We start from the raw sequence: 12,721 nt of genomic DNA on the forward strand, positions 1-12,721 counted from the left end.
GATGACCGAAGCCGTGACGGCACTGCCCGCGTTCCCCTTCCGCGTGCGCACCCCCGGGGAAGCGCTCGACGAGTACTCGAAACTGCGCGGGCGGGCGGCGGTGACCCGGGTCCAGCTGCCCGGCGGCCACGAAGGCTGGCTCGTCCTGCGCCACGCCGAGGTCAGGACCGTCCTCACCGACCTGCGGTTCAGCAAGGAAGCGATGACCAGGCCGGACGCGCCGAGGCTGATCCCGGTGCACCGCGGCTCGCGGTCGCTGGTGAACCTGGACCCGCCGGACCACACCCGGTTGCGCAAACTGGCCTCGCGCGAGTTCACCCAGCGGCGGGTCGACACGCTGCGGCCGCGGATCGAGGAGATCACGGCGGGTCTGGTCGACGCGATGACAAGCGGTGCGCAGACCACCGCCGACGCGGTGACCGCGCTGGCCCTGCCGCTGCCGATCACGGTGATCTGCGAACTGCTCGGCGTCGAACCCGCCGAACAGGCGCAGTTCCGGCAGTGGGGCGACAAGGTGCTCACCGTCGGCGGGCCGGGCGCGGACGCCGACGCGGCGCGCGAGGCCGCCGGCGCGCTCATGGGCTACCTCACCGGGCTGATCGAGCGCAAGCGCGCCCGGCCGGGCGAGGACCTGCTGACCCGGCTGCTGCAGGCCCAGGAGGACGGCGACTCGCTCGACGACGGGGAACTGCGCACGCTCGCGATGACGATCCTGATCGCCGGCTACCACACGACGGTCAGCGCGGTGTCGCACCTTCTCGTGCACCTGCTGGAAGATCCGGCGCGGTACCAGTCCATCGTGGACGATCCGGGACTGATCGGCACCGCCGTCGAAGAGGCATTGCGCTACAGCCAGGTCGCCGGCGGGTTCGGCTCGATGCGGATCGCGCTCGAAGACGTCGAGCTCGGCGGGGTGACCATCCGGGCGGGCGAGCCGGTGATCCCGCTGATCAACTCCGCGAACCGCGACGAATCCGTGTTCGCGGCGGCGGACGGGCTCCGGCTGGACCGCACCGACAACCCGCACCTGGCCTTCGGCGCGGGCATCCACTTCTGCCTCGGTGCCGCCCTCGCCCGGCTGGAACTGCGGGTGCTGCTGGAAACCCTGGTGGCCCGGCGGATCCCGCTCGCGCTGGGCGTCCCGGTGGACGAGCTGTCGTGGCACCTCGCGACCGCGTTCCCCCGCCCGGCCGAGCTGCCGATCCGATGGTGACCGCGCCGAGGTTCGGCATCCTGGGCTGCGCCGACATCGCCGCGCGCAAGACGGCGCCGGCGATGGCCGCCGCGGGCCTGCGGGTCACCGCGGTGGCGAGCCGGTCGGCGGCGAAGGCGGCGGCCTTCACCGCCCGGTTCGGCGGCGAGGCCGTGACCGGCTATGCGGCGCTGCTGGAGCGGCCGGACGTCGACGCGGTGTACATCCCGCTGCCGATCGCGCTGCACCAGGAATGGGCGGAGGCGGCCCTCGAAGCGGGCAAGCACGTGCTGGTGGAGAAGACGGCGACGATCGGGACGGCCGCGGCCGCGCGGCTGGTCGAGCTCGCGACCGCGCGTGGGCTGGTGGTGATGGAGAACTTCGCGTTCCCCCACCACTCCCAGCACGCCGAGGTGGCGGAGCTGGTGACCAAGGGCGTGGTCGGTGAGCCCCGCCTGATCACCGCGGACTTCGGCATCCCGCCGACGGCACCGTCCGGGATCAAGTACTCCTCCGTCCTCGGCGGCGGCTCGCTGCGCGAGACCGGGTGCTACCCGATCCGGGCGTCCTGGCCCTACCTCCGCACCCCCGAGGTGGCCGGCGCGGTGCTCGTGCGCTCCGGCGAGGTGGACGTGTCCGGCAGCGCGCTGCTGAGCGACGGGAAGGTGGCGGCCCAGTGCTCGTTCGGGTTCGTGCACACCTACCGGAGCACGATGTCGGTGTGGGGCAGCGAAGGCCGGCTGACGTTGGACTGGGCGTTCACCCCGCCGGCCACGACGCGCCCGGTGCTGCGCCTGGAGTCCCAGGACGTGCGGGAAGAGCGGACTCTCCCGGCGGACGACCAGTTCCGCAACGTCCTGCTGCACTTCGCGAGCCTGATCGGCGACCCGGCCGGACGCGCCCTCGAGTACGAAACGCTGCTCACCCAGGCCCGGCTGCTCGAACAGGTCGTCGCGCGGGCGTCGTGAACCCGCTCGTGCACCGTGTCGTGGGTGGCGAGCGGACGCCCGCCACCCACGACCCCGGCGTCAGGCAGTGGCCACGAACGACATGAAGTGCGGGTGCACGTCCAGCTCCAGCACCTCGGTGAACACCTCGTTCAGGATGGCGGTGCCTTCCGAGCTGGTCAGCAATTGCGTCCGGTACGCGCCGGTCTTCATCCGGCCGCCCGATGCGCGGATGACCACCGCCGTGCTGAAGAACGCCGCCGTGCGCCGGAGGTGGTTGAGCGTGCCGTAGCGCTTGCGCTCGAAGTCGTGGAAGTTGTCGCCCGTCCAGAGGTTCCCGACGAAGATCCCGCCCGGCGCCATGAACGTCTTGAGCCGCTCCAGCACTGCGCGGACGTCGCCGAGGTGGTGGATCGCGTCGACGCACATCACCAGATCCGCGGTGCCGAGGTCGTGCTCGGCCCAGAAGTCGCCCAGCACGAGCTCGAGGTCCTCGTGGTGCACGCGGCCGCGCACGATGTCGAGGCCCTGCTGGGAGATGTCGAGCGCGGTGATGCTCTTCGCCGCGGTGCGGGTCGCCGCGAGACCGGTGAACTCACCGGTGCCGCAGGCGAATTCGAGCACCCGCCCGGTGTCGGCGCCGTACTTCTCGAGGTACTTGCCGATGGTGTCCTTCTGGCTGAGGAAGTGCTCGCGCAGCAGCGGGTGCTGCTCCGCCGCCGCCCGGTCCCAGAACCGCGCCGCCCAGTACTTCCGGCCGTCCGGTGGCACGTTGTCGAGCAGCACCTTGCCGGAACGGGCGAGCATTTCAGCTAACATTCGGTCCCTCGCTCTGCAGTCGGGGTTACTCCGGAACAGCTTGGTCAGATCGTCTCGAAAATCGTTTGGAGCTCGTTGACCCCGGCGGTGACGGCCGCGCCGGCGAGCCACGACCGCCAGGTCGCCGCCACGCCTTCCTTCAGCGACGTCTCGGGCCGCCAGCCCAGCACCCGCTCGGCCTCGCCGACGTCGAGCCAGACGTCCTGCCGGTCGAAGAGCCGGCTCGGCTGGAACTCCACCCGCAGGTCGAGCGCCACGACCGAGCGCACCACGTCCAGCAGGCCCGACAGCGAGGTGCGCACGCCGGAGCCGATGTTGAGGATCAGGGGTTCCGCGGGCCCTGCGCCCCGCAGCCGCCGCATCACGTCGACGACGTCGTCGACGTAGACGTAGTCGCGGGTCGCGGTCACGTCGCCGATCAGCCGCAGCGGCCGGGAATCCAGCGCGGCGGACAGCCAGTGGGCGAGCACGCCCTGGCCGCGCCCGGTCGGCTGGCCCGGGCCGTACACATTGGACATCCGGAGGATCACCGCCGGCAGCTCACCCGCGTGGCTCAGCAGTTCCTCTTCGAGGGCGATCTTCGCCCGGCCGTAGGCGCCCGAGGGCTTCAGCGGCGAGGTTTCCGCGTACGGCGGGGCGAACGCGGGGTCGTACACGGTGCCACCGGAGCTCGTCAGCACCACCGTCGGCGGGTTGTCCCGGCGGCGCAGCCGGTCGAGCAGGGTGCTGAACAGCACGTGGTCGGCCCTGGCCAGCTCCGGGTGGGTTTCCCCGAGCGCCGGGTTGATGCTGGACGCGAGGTAGAACACGGTCCCGGCGCCGGCGATCGAGGCGGCCAGCTCGCCGTCGCACAGGAACCTCGACTGCCGGGTGAAGCACGCCGTCCGCACCCGCGCGTGGTCGAGCGTCGCCGAAAGCCGGCGTCCGATGAACCCCGCACTTCCGATCACCACCGCCGTGTCGGTAGCGCCGTCCGCGACCACCCGACCAGACATGAGCACCACAGCCTCTCCCCACATCCGCGCCTCCGCGACCGGACGGCCACGACCGTATGGCGCGCGGGTCCAGCCGCATTCGAGTCCGGGCCGAGCACCGCCGAAGACCGTGGGAAGCCACGAGACGCAGGAGGCGGAATGCGAGTTCTGGTGACGGGCGGCGCCGGGTTCATCGGCCGGAACGTCGTCGAAGCACTGGTGGCCGGCGGGCACGAAGTCCGGGTTCTGGACGCGCTGCTCCCCCACGTGCACCCGGCCGGGTCGCCGCCGAAGTTCCCCGACGGCGTCGAGTTCCGGCACGGCGACCTGCGCGACGAGTCCACAGTGGTCTCGGCGCTGCGCGGGGTCGACGCGGTGTGCCACCAGGCCGCGATGGTCGGCCGGGGCAAGGAAATCCGCGACGCGGCGCGGTACGTGACGTGCAACGACCTCGCCACCGCGCGGCTCGTCACCGCCATGACCGAACTGGGCCTCGGCAAGCTGGTGCTCGGGAGCTCGGTGGTGATCTACGGCGACAGCCGCTACGACTGCCCGGTGCACGGCCGGGTCCGGCCCGGCCGCCGTCCGAAGGAAGCCCTCGACGCGGGCCGGTTCGAGGTGACCTGCCCGGAATGCGGCCTGACCGTCGTGGACAGTCCGGTCGAAGAGGACGATCCGCTCGATCCACCCCGCAACGTCTACGCGGTCACCAAGCTGGCCCAGGAACACCTGGCCGGCGCGTGGGCCCGCGAGACCGGCGGCCAAGCGGTCGCCTTGCGGTACCACAACGTCTACGGGCCCGAGATGCCCCCCGGAAGCCCGTATTCCGGCGTGACGGCCGTCTTCCGCACGGCCGTGGACCGCGGCACGGCGGCCCGCGTCTTCGAGGACGGCAAGCCGTGCCGCGACTTCATCCACGTCCGCGACATCGCGACGGCCAACGTGGCGGCCCTGACGGCGGCGAACACGGGATTCCGCGCCTTCAACGTGGCAACCGGCGACCCCCGCAGCATCGCGGAGGTGGCGGCCGCCCTGGCCGCGGCGGCCGGAACACCACCGCCGGTGATCACCGGCGAGTACCGCATCGGCGACGTGCGCCACATCGTGGCCTCACCGAAGCGGATCAAGGCGGAGCTGGGCTGGCTCCCCTCGACCGGGTTCGACGAAGGCATGGCGGAATTCGCCAGGGCCCCGATGCGCGCCCCCGTTCCGGTTTAGACCACATCTCATTCGGGGTTGCGGTGGGCTGGAAGATCCGGCTTGATCGCCCGGCGGTAGCTGATCATTGCGCAGACCAGCTGGGCGAAGCCCAGGAAGTGGGCAGCCTTGCGCTCGCCGCGTGCAGCTTGTGCGGCCGGCGCCGCGGCCGTCCGACCGGCCCGGCGACCGGCGCGACCGCATCGACCACCGCCTCGAACGTCAGGTGGTCGTTGCGGTTGGCCGCGGAGATGACCACCGACAACGGGATGCCACCACGCTCGCTCATCGCGTGAATCTTCGAGCCCGGCTTGCCCCGGTCAACCGGGCCGGGGCCGGTCAGATCCCCCTTTTACCGCCCTGACCTGCATCGCGTCCACCGACGCTCGTGACGACTGTTTCCCGATGCGCCGCAACGCCACCAGGGCGGAGGTCGGCGTCGCCGGTTGTGCCTGGTCGGCGCTACCGGCCTCGTTCGGGGTCAGTGCTGCGACCGCGCATCGCCGGTTCACCGAGTGGGTCGAGGCGGAGGTGTCCGCCCGGCTGAGATGCGGTCTTAGCACTCCAGTCCCCGGATCGGTGGGAGGGCGCTCAGACGACAGGCAGGATGCCGCCGTCCACCCGGTACTGCGCGCCGGTCAGCCAGCGGGCGCGGTCCGAAGCGAGGAACACGACGAGTTCGGCCGCGTCTTCCGGGGAGCCGGGCCGGGCCATCGGGACGTTGAGGCTGGTGGCCAGGTCCCGCTGGGCCTGTTCGAGGCTGACGCCGCGGCTCTCGGCGATCTTGCGGTGGTGGGCGATCGCCCCCGGCGTGGGGATGAAGCCGGGCAGCACGTTCACCACCCGCACGCCGCTCGGGCCGAGTTCGGCGGCCAAGGCCCGGCTGTAGGTGTTGAGCGCGGCTTTCGCCGCCGCGTAGGCGACCTGGCCCGGCTGCGGCAACCGGCTCGCGATCGACGAGACGTGCACGACCACGCCGTGCCCGCGTTCGACCATCCCGGGCACGAGGTGCCGGTCGAGCCGGACCGTACCCAGCAGGTTGAGCGCCAGATCGGCCTCCCAGCTCTCGTCGCTGCGGACGAGGGTGTCCGCCGGGGGTGAGGCGCTGCCGGCGTTGTCGACCAGGACGTCGACGCCGCCCGCGGTGTCGAGCACCCGGCGGGCCAGGTCCGCGGCCCCCTCGGCGGTGGCGAGATCGGCCGCGAAGAACGTCGCGGGCAGTTCACCCGGCTCCGGCGGTGTGCGGGCGGAGGCCAGGACGGTGGCGCCGGCGGCCGCGAAGCGCCGGACGATCGCCGCGCCCAGTCCTCGGCTGCCGCCGGTCACGAGCACCCGGCGGCCGGACAGTCCTTCGGGGACGACGTCTTGATCGGGTTCCATGCCACCGAAGATACCTGACTTACGTGTAAGTCAGTTTCCCGGGTGAGATGCTGGCGGCATGAGCGAACGCGCCGACGGCCGGCGTACCGACACCCGCGACCGCATCCGCGCCACCGCCCTGGAGATGTTCACCACGCAGGGGTACGAGCGGACCACGCTGGCCGAGGTCGCGGACCGGCTCGCCATCACCCGTCCGGCCGTCTACCACCACTTCCGCAGCAAGGAAGACGTGCTGACGAGCTCGTACGGCCGGCTCCTGCCCGAGCTGGCCGAGCTCACGGAGTCCCTGCAGCCGTCGCCGGCCCCTTGGCGCCGGCGCAGCGAGGCATTGGACCGGTTCGCCGCGCTCATCCGCGGCGAGCACGGCGCGTTGCTCGTGTGCGCCCGGGTGAACGAGCACGCGCTCGCCGGCCTCCCGGCGGCGGCGGAGCTGCTCCACCACCTCGACGCTCTCACGCGATCACTCGGCCCGGGCACCGACATCGACGGCCGCATGCGCGCCCGGCTCGCCCTCAGCACCCTGGTGATGGCCGAATCGCGCGGCGCGCAGCTCGGCGGAACAGCGGAGGAACGGGCTACCGCGGGGCTCGCGCTGGCCCGTGAACTGCTGAACCGGAAGTAGCGTCCCGGACGGCGAACCCCGGCCACCTGCTCGCCGAGCGGGTCACCTACCTCGGTGAATCAGATCGCGATGGTGAGACGCCGGGATCGAGGGCCGCACCCCTGACGTCGAGTCGGCGCGGGCACACCGAACCGTCGGCTTCCCGCCATCCGGCCCGGGCCGCGCTCCGCCGGGTGGCGTAATCCGTCAGTTTCTGCCCGGAGTGTGGCACGACGGTGTTAACTTCCGTCCGTCATCCGCTGCCCGAGCGAGGTGTTCGAGTCACAGTGACACTGCACAGGGACAAGTTCGCCGCCTACCTGCGCATGCTGAAAGACCGCAGCGAGCAGGGCTATGAACGGCTCGGCAAGCAGGCCGGGGCCAGTGGCTCCAGCCTGCACCGCTACTGCTCCGGCAAGAGCGTCCCCGCCGACTACCGCGTCGTCCACTCCTTCGGCAAGGTCTGTGGCGCCTCCCCGGCGGAACTCCGGGAACTGCACCAGCTGTGGGCCCTGGCCGACGCCGACCGCGTCGATGAAGCGGAGCAGACCGAGACCAGTGAGGACGCCGCGACGCCACGCCGGCGGCGCGCCTACGCCGCGACGGCCATCGCGGTCGTGGTGCTGCTGGCGGGCGGTCTGGTCTGGCTCACCGCCGACGCGTCCCCACCGGCCACCGGCCGGTACGCCGACCGGATGCTGTTCTCCTCGGGGTGCCAGCCGCCGGTCAGCATGGGCCAGCACGACGAGTGCGTCACCGAGGTGCAGAATCTGCTGGTCGCGGCCCACGGGCGGCTCTCGGTCGACGGCTCGTTCGGGCCGGAGACGCTGCGCCGGGTCACCGCGTTCCAGGTGCTGGCGGGCCTGCCCGCGCGCGGTGTGGTCGACGAGGCCACCAAGACCGCGCTGTACGACCGCCGGACCAGCATGGCGACCTGGTCGGCGGCCGTGGTCGAGCAGCGGGTCCGGGCCGTGTTCACCGAAGCGCCGGACACCGCGGTCGCGATCGCGCGCTGTGCCTCGTTCCTCGATCCGCTCTGGGTGCTGCCGAACACGAACGGCAGCCGCAACTGGGGCGTCTTCCAGATCTCCGACGCCCGCCTGCTGGAGCTGGGTGGCTCGCCGCGGCAGGCGTTCGACCCCGTCTGGAACATCGATGCGGCGCACCGCCTGTGGAGCGTGCGCCACGACTTCCACGACTGGCCGGCCTGCTCGGCGGCTCTGACGAGCCCGCAGGCGCACTGAGGACGGGCCGGCGCCGGAAACCCCGCGCGGTTCCCGGCGCCCGCCCCGGCCGGCCGGTCAGACCGTGCCGTTCTCCCACCACCACGACCGGCCGAGGTCGGCCCGGCTGTCCACGTGCTGGTGGTCGGTGTTGTAGGTCTCCAGGCCGGAGAACCCGCACGTCTCGGCCTTTTGGTAGACGGTCTTGTTGGCCACGCCCGGCACGTTCAGGTCGGCCGCGGTGCCGTACAGGTGCATGCTGTCGCTCGCGCCGCCGATCTCCGCGTTGTGCGCGATGCTGCGGAACCCGGAGTTCACCGTGATCGGCTTGTTCCCGAGTTTCTTGCGCAGCGCCTCCAGCTTGTACATGCAGCGCCGGGCGTTCTCCTTGGCGGCGGCCGCGCTGACCTTGCCGCCGTTGAAGGTGCCGCTGTCGCGGTCGGTGAACTCGCTGAAGTTGAAGTGGACGGTGGACCCGTCGCTCTGCTCCAGCGCGTTGAGCGCGGCCTGGGTGGCCGGGCCGGCCTGACCGTCCGCGCCCAGGCCGTAGGCCGCCTGGAACCTGCGGACCGCCGCCGCGGTGCCGGGACCGAATTCGCCGTCGATCGAGACCCGGCTGTGGCTGGGCGAGTCGGCCGCCCAGCCCGCGACGCGGATCTGGAGTTCGGTGACGTCGGCGCCCGTGCTGCCCTGCGTGAGGGTGCGGGACCACGGGTAGGCCTGGGCGGTGCCCGGCAGCAGCAGCGGGCTGACCGCGGCGGCCGCGCCGACCACCACCGCGCCGCGCAGCATCGTGCGGCGGCTCATGGGGAGACTCATTCTCGTCCTTTCCTAACGGGGATTCAGCGGTTGGCGAGCTGGTCGAGATCGGCCTGGGTGCCGTTGAAGACGTCGCCGGTCGCCGGCGCGGGGATGCCGTCGGGGATGGCGGCGTCGGTGTACTGCCACATCAGCCAGGTCTTCGACCCGGTGGGCAGCGCCGGCTGGGTGACGGACTGCCGGTAGTCGGCGAGCTGCATGGGGTAGGCCGAAAGCGCCGTGGTGCCGCCGAGGCAGGCGTCCAGGAACGACTTCTGGGTGTAGATGATCGGGGTCCGGCCGAACGCCGCCTGCACCCTGTCCAGCCAGGCCTTGGCGTCGGCGACGGTGACGTACGGCGGGCAACCGCCGGAGCCGTCGTCCTTCCACTCCAGGTCGAACACGGGCGGCAGGTCGCCGGCGCGCTTGCCGGTGTACCCGGTGGCCTTCACCGCGGCGATGAACCGGTCCGCCTGCGCGCCGCCGGTGCCGGCCGCCGTGCCCGTGTAGAAGTGGTAGGGCCCCACGGCCAGGCCGGCGTTGCGCGCCGCGGGCAGGTCGGTGGCGAGGTAGTCGTCGGTGACGTTCAGGCCGCGGGTCGCCTTGACCGTCGCGAACTCGACGCCGGACGCCTTCACCGCGCCCCAGTTGATCGGCGCGCCACCCGGGTGCTGGTACTTCGCCGTGTCGACGCCGTCGATCGGGTGCCCGGCGGGCTTCGGCGGCGTGCAGTAGGTGTTGCGGCTGGACCAGTCGGCGACCTTCGCCCACGTGGTGGGCCCGGCGACGCCGTCGGCACTGGCGTTGACGCAGTGCTGGAACTGGATCACCCGGTTGCGGGTGCCGTCACCGAAGTTGCCGTCCACCGTCAGCGGCGGGTAGTGGCCGGGCTCCATGGCGAGGTTCAGCCGGCACTGGAGTTCCTTGACGTCGGCGCCGGTGGATCCGCTCTGCAGGGTCGGGCGGGCGGTGGAATGGCCGCACACCACGCTCTGCGCGGTGCCCGCCGTGCCCTGGGTGGCGCACTTGCGCGGCCGCGTGGACCACGAGTTCAAGGCGGCCCACGTGTTCGGCCCGATCTGGCCGTCCACGCTCAAGGCGGCGCACTTCTGGAACACGCGCACGCGGGCGTCGGTCGCCGGGCCGAAGGAGCCGTCCGCGCCGATCGGCGTGTACCGGCTCGCCTTGGTCGCCAGGTTCAGCTGGCACTGCGCCTCGGCGACCGCGGCGCCGGTCGCATCTTGTTTCAGGGTGGGCTGGGTACTGGTGTGCCCGCACACCGCAACGGGTTCGGCCGCAACCGCGGCTGCGGCGGGGAACACCAGCAGCACCGCGACGGCCACAGCGAGTCTTTGCATGGCGAGAAGGCTGGCACCGGCCGCGCTGCCGATCGCCCTTCAGCGGCCGACCCGGGACGCCGGGACGGTCCCACCCCACCGGACCAGCGGGAACGCCACCCCGCTGGGACACAGCAGGGACGCTGAGCTCGATCGGCCCGGCCGTGGCCGCCAAGCTGGACGAAGCCCGCGACCGACACCGTGCCGCTGGGGCCGGCCCTGGTCGCCGTCGGCGACCTCGCCGCGGTCGAACGCCGGCACGGCCCCCGCATCCGGACGCACACCGAGCAGAACATCGCCGACCTCCTTCCCGCGGCCTCCGCCCGCTCGACCGCGCGGTGACCAGCCGCTGCGCTTCTTCGGGCTCCGACGACCGCGCGAACACCTCAGGCGTCCACGCCATGACTCCCTTCCACCGGCAAGCCTCACGGCCACCACCTCGCGTCAACGCACCGGTGCCGTGGCCCGCTCGAGCGCGTCGAGTTGCCGCTGCACGCGCCGGGCGTCGTCGTCGCGGCCTTGCTGCCGGCAGAGCGTGAGGGCGTCTCTCCACGTCTCGCGCGCTTCGCCGTGCTGTCCGAGCGCCGCGTACGCGGCGCCGAGCCGGTCGAGGGTGCCGGCTTCCTCCGTGGAGGACCCGATTTCGCGGAGCTGGACGAGGGCCTCGCGGTAGCGGGCGACCGCCTCGGCGTGCTGCCCGACGTGGTGCGCGATGTAGCCGAGACTGTCCGAGGTGGTCGCCTGGTCCTCGGCGTTGCCTTGGCGGCGGAACAGGTCCAGCGCGGCTTCGCAGCTTTCCTGGGCCTCGTCGTAGGCACCGAGCTGGGCCGCGTACCAGCCGATCGCGTTGAGCGCACCGGCTTCCCAGTCGGCGTTGCCGACGTCCCGGCTGATGCGCAGCGCCTGCACGGCGTGCTCACGGGCCTTGCGGTGGTCTCCCCGGGCACCCCAGGCGGCGGCGAGGTCCGGTGGGTGTGGGCCTGGTTGGTCAGGTCGTCGTGCCGCTCGGCCAGGGTCAGAGCTTCCTGCAGGTGGACGTTCGCCTCCGTGTGGGCCCCCAGGTCGGCGTGCGCGCGGCCGAGCAGGCGGTGGGTGAGGATCCGGGTCGCCGGGTCTGCGAGGTGCCCGGCCGCCGTCATCGCGGCCTGCCAGGTGGCGAGCCGGTCGTGCAGGTGTCCCTGCTGGCGGTGGAACGTCTCGAGCGCCTAGGCCAGGTCCCACGTCGTCCGGTGGCGCCCGTTCTCCGACGCGGTGTCCAGGGCCGCCAGCAGGCAGCCGTGCTCGGTGTCGAACCAGCTCAGCGCGGCCGAGTCGTCGGACAGGTCGGGGACGGCGTGCCGGGGCGCGGGTGGTACCGCGTGTCTCGGTTCCCGCTGCGGGTTCAGGAGCCGGTCGGCCCGGAGCGCGGTGTGCAGGTAGAAGTCGACGACCCGGTGCTGCGCCGCGGTGCGGAGGTGCGCGGGCAGCCCGGCGACCGTGTCGGTGGCGTGCCGGCGGATCAGGTCGTGGAGCCGGTAACGGCCGCGGCCGGTCCGGGTGAGCAGTGACGCCTGTTCCAGTCCGCGCAGGATCCGCCGGGTGTCCGCGGCGGGCCGGTCGATCAGGGCGGCGACCGCCTCGGGGCCGTGGTCGGGCCCGGGCGCGACCCCGAGCAGGGCGAACGCGGTCGTCTGCTCCGGCTCCAGCGCGTCGAGGGACCACGACAGCACGGTGGGAAGGCTGGCGGTGGGGTCGTCGTCGGCGAGGGCCTGGAGCCCGGCGTCCCGCAGTTCGTCGGCCAGCACTCCCAGCCGGAGGTCCGGCCGCAGCTGGGCGCGCGCGGCGACGATGCTCAGCGCCAGCGGGAACCCACCGCAGAAGGCGATCAGCCGGTCCACCGCTTCCCCCTCGGCCGTCGTGCGGGCGGCACCGAGCCGGCTGGTGAGCAGGAGGCGGGCTTCGTGCTCGGGCAGGACGTCGAGGCGGAGGGGATGGGCCGCGTGCCCGGTCACCAGCCCGGTGAGCTGGGTGCGGCTGGTCACCAGGACGGTGCAGGTTTCCCCGCCCGGCAGCAGCGAGGCGACCTGGGTGGTGTCCGCGGCGTTGTCCAGCACGAGCAGCATCCGCCGGCCGGTGACGAGGTTCCGGAACAGAGCCGCGCCGGCGTGCGGGTCGATCGGCACCTGCCGGGGTTCGACCCCGAGCGCGTCGAGGAACCCGCGGATCGCGGTGGCCGGCGCCATCGGCGCCCGGTCGGGCCGAAGCCGCGCAGGT

14 protein-coding genes and 1 pseudogene are annotated in these 12,721 nt (G+C 72.5%); 7 read left to right on the plus strand and 8 right to left on the minus strand.

The features are described 5' to 3' along the window. Position 1 precedes the first annotated feature (1 nt). Positions 2–1,213: a cytochrome P450 gene (locus QRY02_RS18230; protein ID WP_285992733.1), complete on the plus strand. Its 1,212-nt coding sequence runs from the start codon at positions 2–4 to the stop codon at positions 1,211–1,213. Next, entirely contained in the window at positions 1,207–2,160 is a 954-nt protein-coding gene (locus tag QRY02_RS18235; RefSeq protein WP_285992734.1) for a Gfo/Idh/MocA family protein, read from the plus strand. The genes QRY02_RS18230 and QRY02_RS18235 overlap by 7 nt, the downstream gene beginning before the upstream one ends. 60 nt (positions 2,161–2,220) lie before the next feature. On the opposite strand, the gene QRY02_RS18240 is transcribed toward QRY02_RS18235, so the two are convergent. Both QRY02_RS18240 and QRY02_RS18245 read right to left on the minus strand, forming a co-directional pair. After that, positions 2,221–2,946, minus strand: a complete 726-nt coding sequence (locus QRY02_RS18240; RefSeq protein ID WP_285992735.1) for a class I SAM-dependent methyltransferase — start codon at positions 2,944–2,946, stop codon at positions 2,221–2,223. A 56-nt stretch (positions 2,947–3,002) separates the two neighbouring features. Continuing rightward, positions 3,003–3,911 carry an NAD-dependent epimerase/dehydratase family protein gene (locus tag QRY02_RS18245; protein ID WP_285992736.1) on the minus strand — a complete coding sequence of 303 codons (909 nt, stop codon included), beginning with the start codon at positions 3,909–3,911 and terminating at the stop codon, positions 3,003–3,005. A gap of 180 nt (positions 3,912–4,091) precedes the next feature. Here QRY02_RS18245 and QRY02_RS18250 point away from each other — a divergent pair, with 180 nt between their 5' ends. Further along, entirely contained in the window at positions 4,092–5,150 is a 1,059-nt protein-coding gene (locus QRY02_RS18250) for an NAD-dependent epimerase/dehydratase family protein (protein ID WP_285992737.1), read from the plus strand. Positions 5,151–5,214: 64 nt separating this feature from the next. On the opposite strand, the gene QRY02_RS48870 is transcribed toward QRY02_RS18250, so the two are convergent. Continuing rightward, positions 5,215–5,418, minus strand: coding sequence for a hypothetical protein (locus QRY02_RS48870; protein WP_502874211.1), 204 nt, complete (start codon positions 5,416–5,418; stop codon positions 5,215–5,217). 152 nt (positions 5,419–5,570) lie between these two features. Between QRY02_RS48870 and QRY02_RS18260 the strand changes: the two are divergent. Further along, positions 5,571–5,675 (plus strand): annotated as a pseudogene (locus tag QRY02_RS18260) (IS5/IS1182 family transposase); the annotation flags it as partial. Positions 5,676–5,720: 45 nt separating this feature from the next. Here QRY02_RS18260 and QRY02_RS18265 read toward each other — a convergent pair. After that, positions 5,721–6,509 (minus strand): oxidoreductase, encoded by a 789-nt coding sequence (locus QRY02_RS18265; protein ID WP_285992738.1) that lies wholly within the window; start codon positions 6,507–6,509, stop codon positions 5,721–5,723. 58 nt (positions 6,510–6,567) lie between these two features. On the opposite strand from QRY02_RS18265, the gene QRY02_RS18270 reads away from it, so the two are divergent. Both QRY02_RS18270 and QRY02_RS18275 read left to right on the plus strand, forming a co-directional pair. Next, positions 6,568–7,131: a TetR/AcrR family transcriptional regulator gene (locus QRY02_RS18270; RefSeq protein WP_285992739.1), complete on the plus strand. Its 564-nt coding sequence runs from the start codon at positions 6,568–6,570 to the stop codon at positions 7,129–7,131. A gap of 266 nt (positions 7,132–7,397) precedes the next feature. Continuing rightward, positions 7,398–8,354 (plus strand): helix-turn-helix domain-containing protein, encoded by a 957-nt coding sequence (locus QRY02_RS18275; RefSeq protein WP_285992740.1) that lies wholly within the window; start codon positions 7,398–7,400, stop codon positions 8,352–8,354. 57 nt (positions 8,355–8,411) lie between these two features. On the opposite strand, the gene QRY02_RS18280 is transcribed toward QRY02_RS18275, so the two are convergent. Together QRY02_RS18280 and QRY02_RS18285 are read right to left on the minus strand one after the other, a co-directional pair. After that, positions 8,412–9,140 carry a D-Ala-D-Ala carboxypeptidase family metallohydrolase gene (locus QRY02_RS18280; RefSeq protein WP_285992741.1) on the minus strand — a complete coding sequence of 243 codons (729 nt, stop codon included), beginning with the start codon at positions 9,138–9,140 and terminating at the stop codon, positions 8,412–8,414. Between the two features lie 35 nt (positions 9,141–9,175). Further along, positions 9,176–10,489, minus strand: coding sequence for a GH25 family lysozyme (locus tag QRY02_RS18285; RefSeq protein WP_285992742.1), 1,314 nt, complete (start codon positions 10,487–10,489; stop codon positions 9,176–9,178). A gap of 180 nt (positions 10,490–10,669) precedes the next feature. Between QRY02_RS18285 and QRY02_RS18290 the strand changes: the two genes are divergently transcribed. Further along, entirely contained in the window at positions 10,670–10,810 is a 141-nt protein-coding gene (locus tag QRY02_RS18290; RefSeq protein ID WP_285992743.1) for a hypothetical protein, read from the plus strand. Positions 10,811–10,912: 102 nt separating this feature from the next. Here QRY02_RS18290 and QRY02_RS48600 read toward each other — a convergent pair whose 3' ends face one another. Both QRY02_RS48600 and QRY02_RS48605 read right to left on the minus strand, forming a co-directional pair. Continuing rightward, positions 10,913–11,377, minus strand: coding sequence for a tetratricopeptide repeat protein (locus QRY02_RS48600; RefSeq protein WP_353069247.1), 465 nt, complete (start codon positions 11,375–11,377; stop codon positions 10,913–10,915). Between the two features lie 296 nt (positions 11,378–11,673). Then, positions 11,674–12,690: an NB-ARC domain-containing protein gene (locus QRY02_RS48605; RefSeq protein ID WP_353069248.1), complete on the minus strand. Its 1,017-nt coding sequence runs from the start codon at positions 12,688–12,690 to the stop codon at positions 11,674–11,676. Positions 12,691–12,721 lie beyond the last annotated feature (31 nt).

It is taken from the genome of Amycolatopsis sp. DG1A-15b (assembly GCF_030285645.1).
Lineage (GTDB): Bacteria > Actinomycetota > Actinomycetes > Mycobacteriales > Pseudonocardiaceae > Amycolatopsis.

Excerpts from the sequence above, each read along its gene's own strand:
- QRY02_RS18235 (WP_285992734.1), top strand. The coding sequence starts at position 1,207 with ATGGTGACCGCGCCGAGGTTCGGCATCCTGGGCTGCGCCGACATCGCC.
- QRY02_RS48605 (WP_353069248.1), bottom strand. The coding sequence starts at position 12,690 with ATGGCGCCGGCCACCGCGATCCGCGGGTTCCTCGACGCGCTCGGGGTC.
- QRY02_RS18230 (WP_285992733.1), top strand. The coding sequence starts at position 2 with ATGACCGAAGCCGTGACGGCACTGCCCGCGTTCCCCTTCCGCGTGCGC.
- QRY02_RS18265 (WP_285992738.1), bottom strand. The coding sequence starts at position 6,509 with ATGGAACCCGATCAAGACGTCGTCCCCGAAGGACTGTCCGGCCGCCGG.
- QRY02_RS18285 (WP_285992742.1), bottom strand. The coding sequence starts at position 10,489 with ATGCAAAGACTCGCTGTGGCCGTCGCGGTGCTGCTGGTGTTCCCCGCC.
- QRY02_RS18240 (WP_285992735.1), bottom strand. The coding sequence starts at position 2,946 with ATGCTCGCCCGTTCCGGCAAGGTGCTGCTCGACAACGTGCCACCGGAC.
- QRY02_RS18280 (WP_285992741.1), bottom strand. The coding sequence starts at position 9,140 with ATGAGCCGCCGCACGATGCTGCGCGGCGCGGTGGTGGTCGGCGCGGCC.
- QRY02_RS48870 (WP_502874211.1), bottom strand. The coding sequence starts at position 5,418 with ATGAGCGAGCGTGGTGGCATCCCGTTGTCGGTGGTCATCTCCGCGGCC.
- QRY02_RS18250 (WP_285992737.1), top strand. The coding sequence starts at position 4,092 with ATGCGAGTTCTGGTGACGGGCGGCGCCGGGTTCATCGGCCGGAACGTC.
- QRY02_RS18270 (WP_285992739.1), top strand. The coding sequence starts at position 6,568 with ATGAGCGAACGCGCCGACGGCCGGCGTACCGACACCCGCGACCGCATC.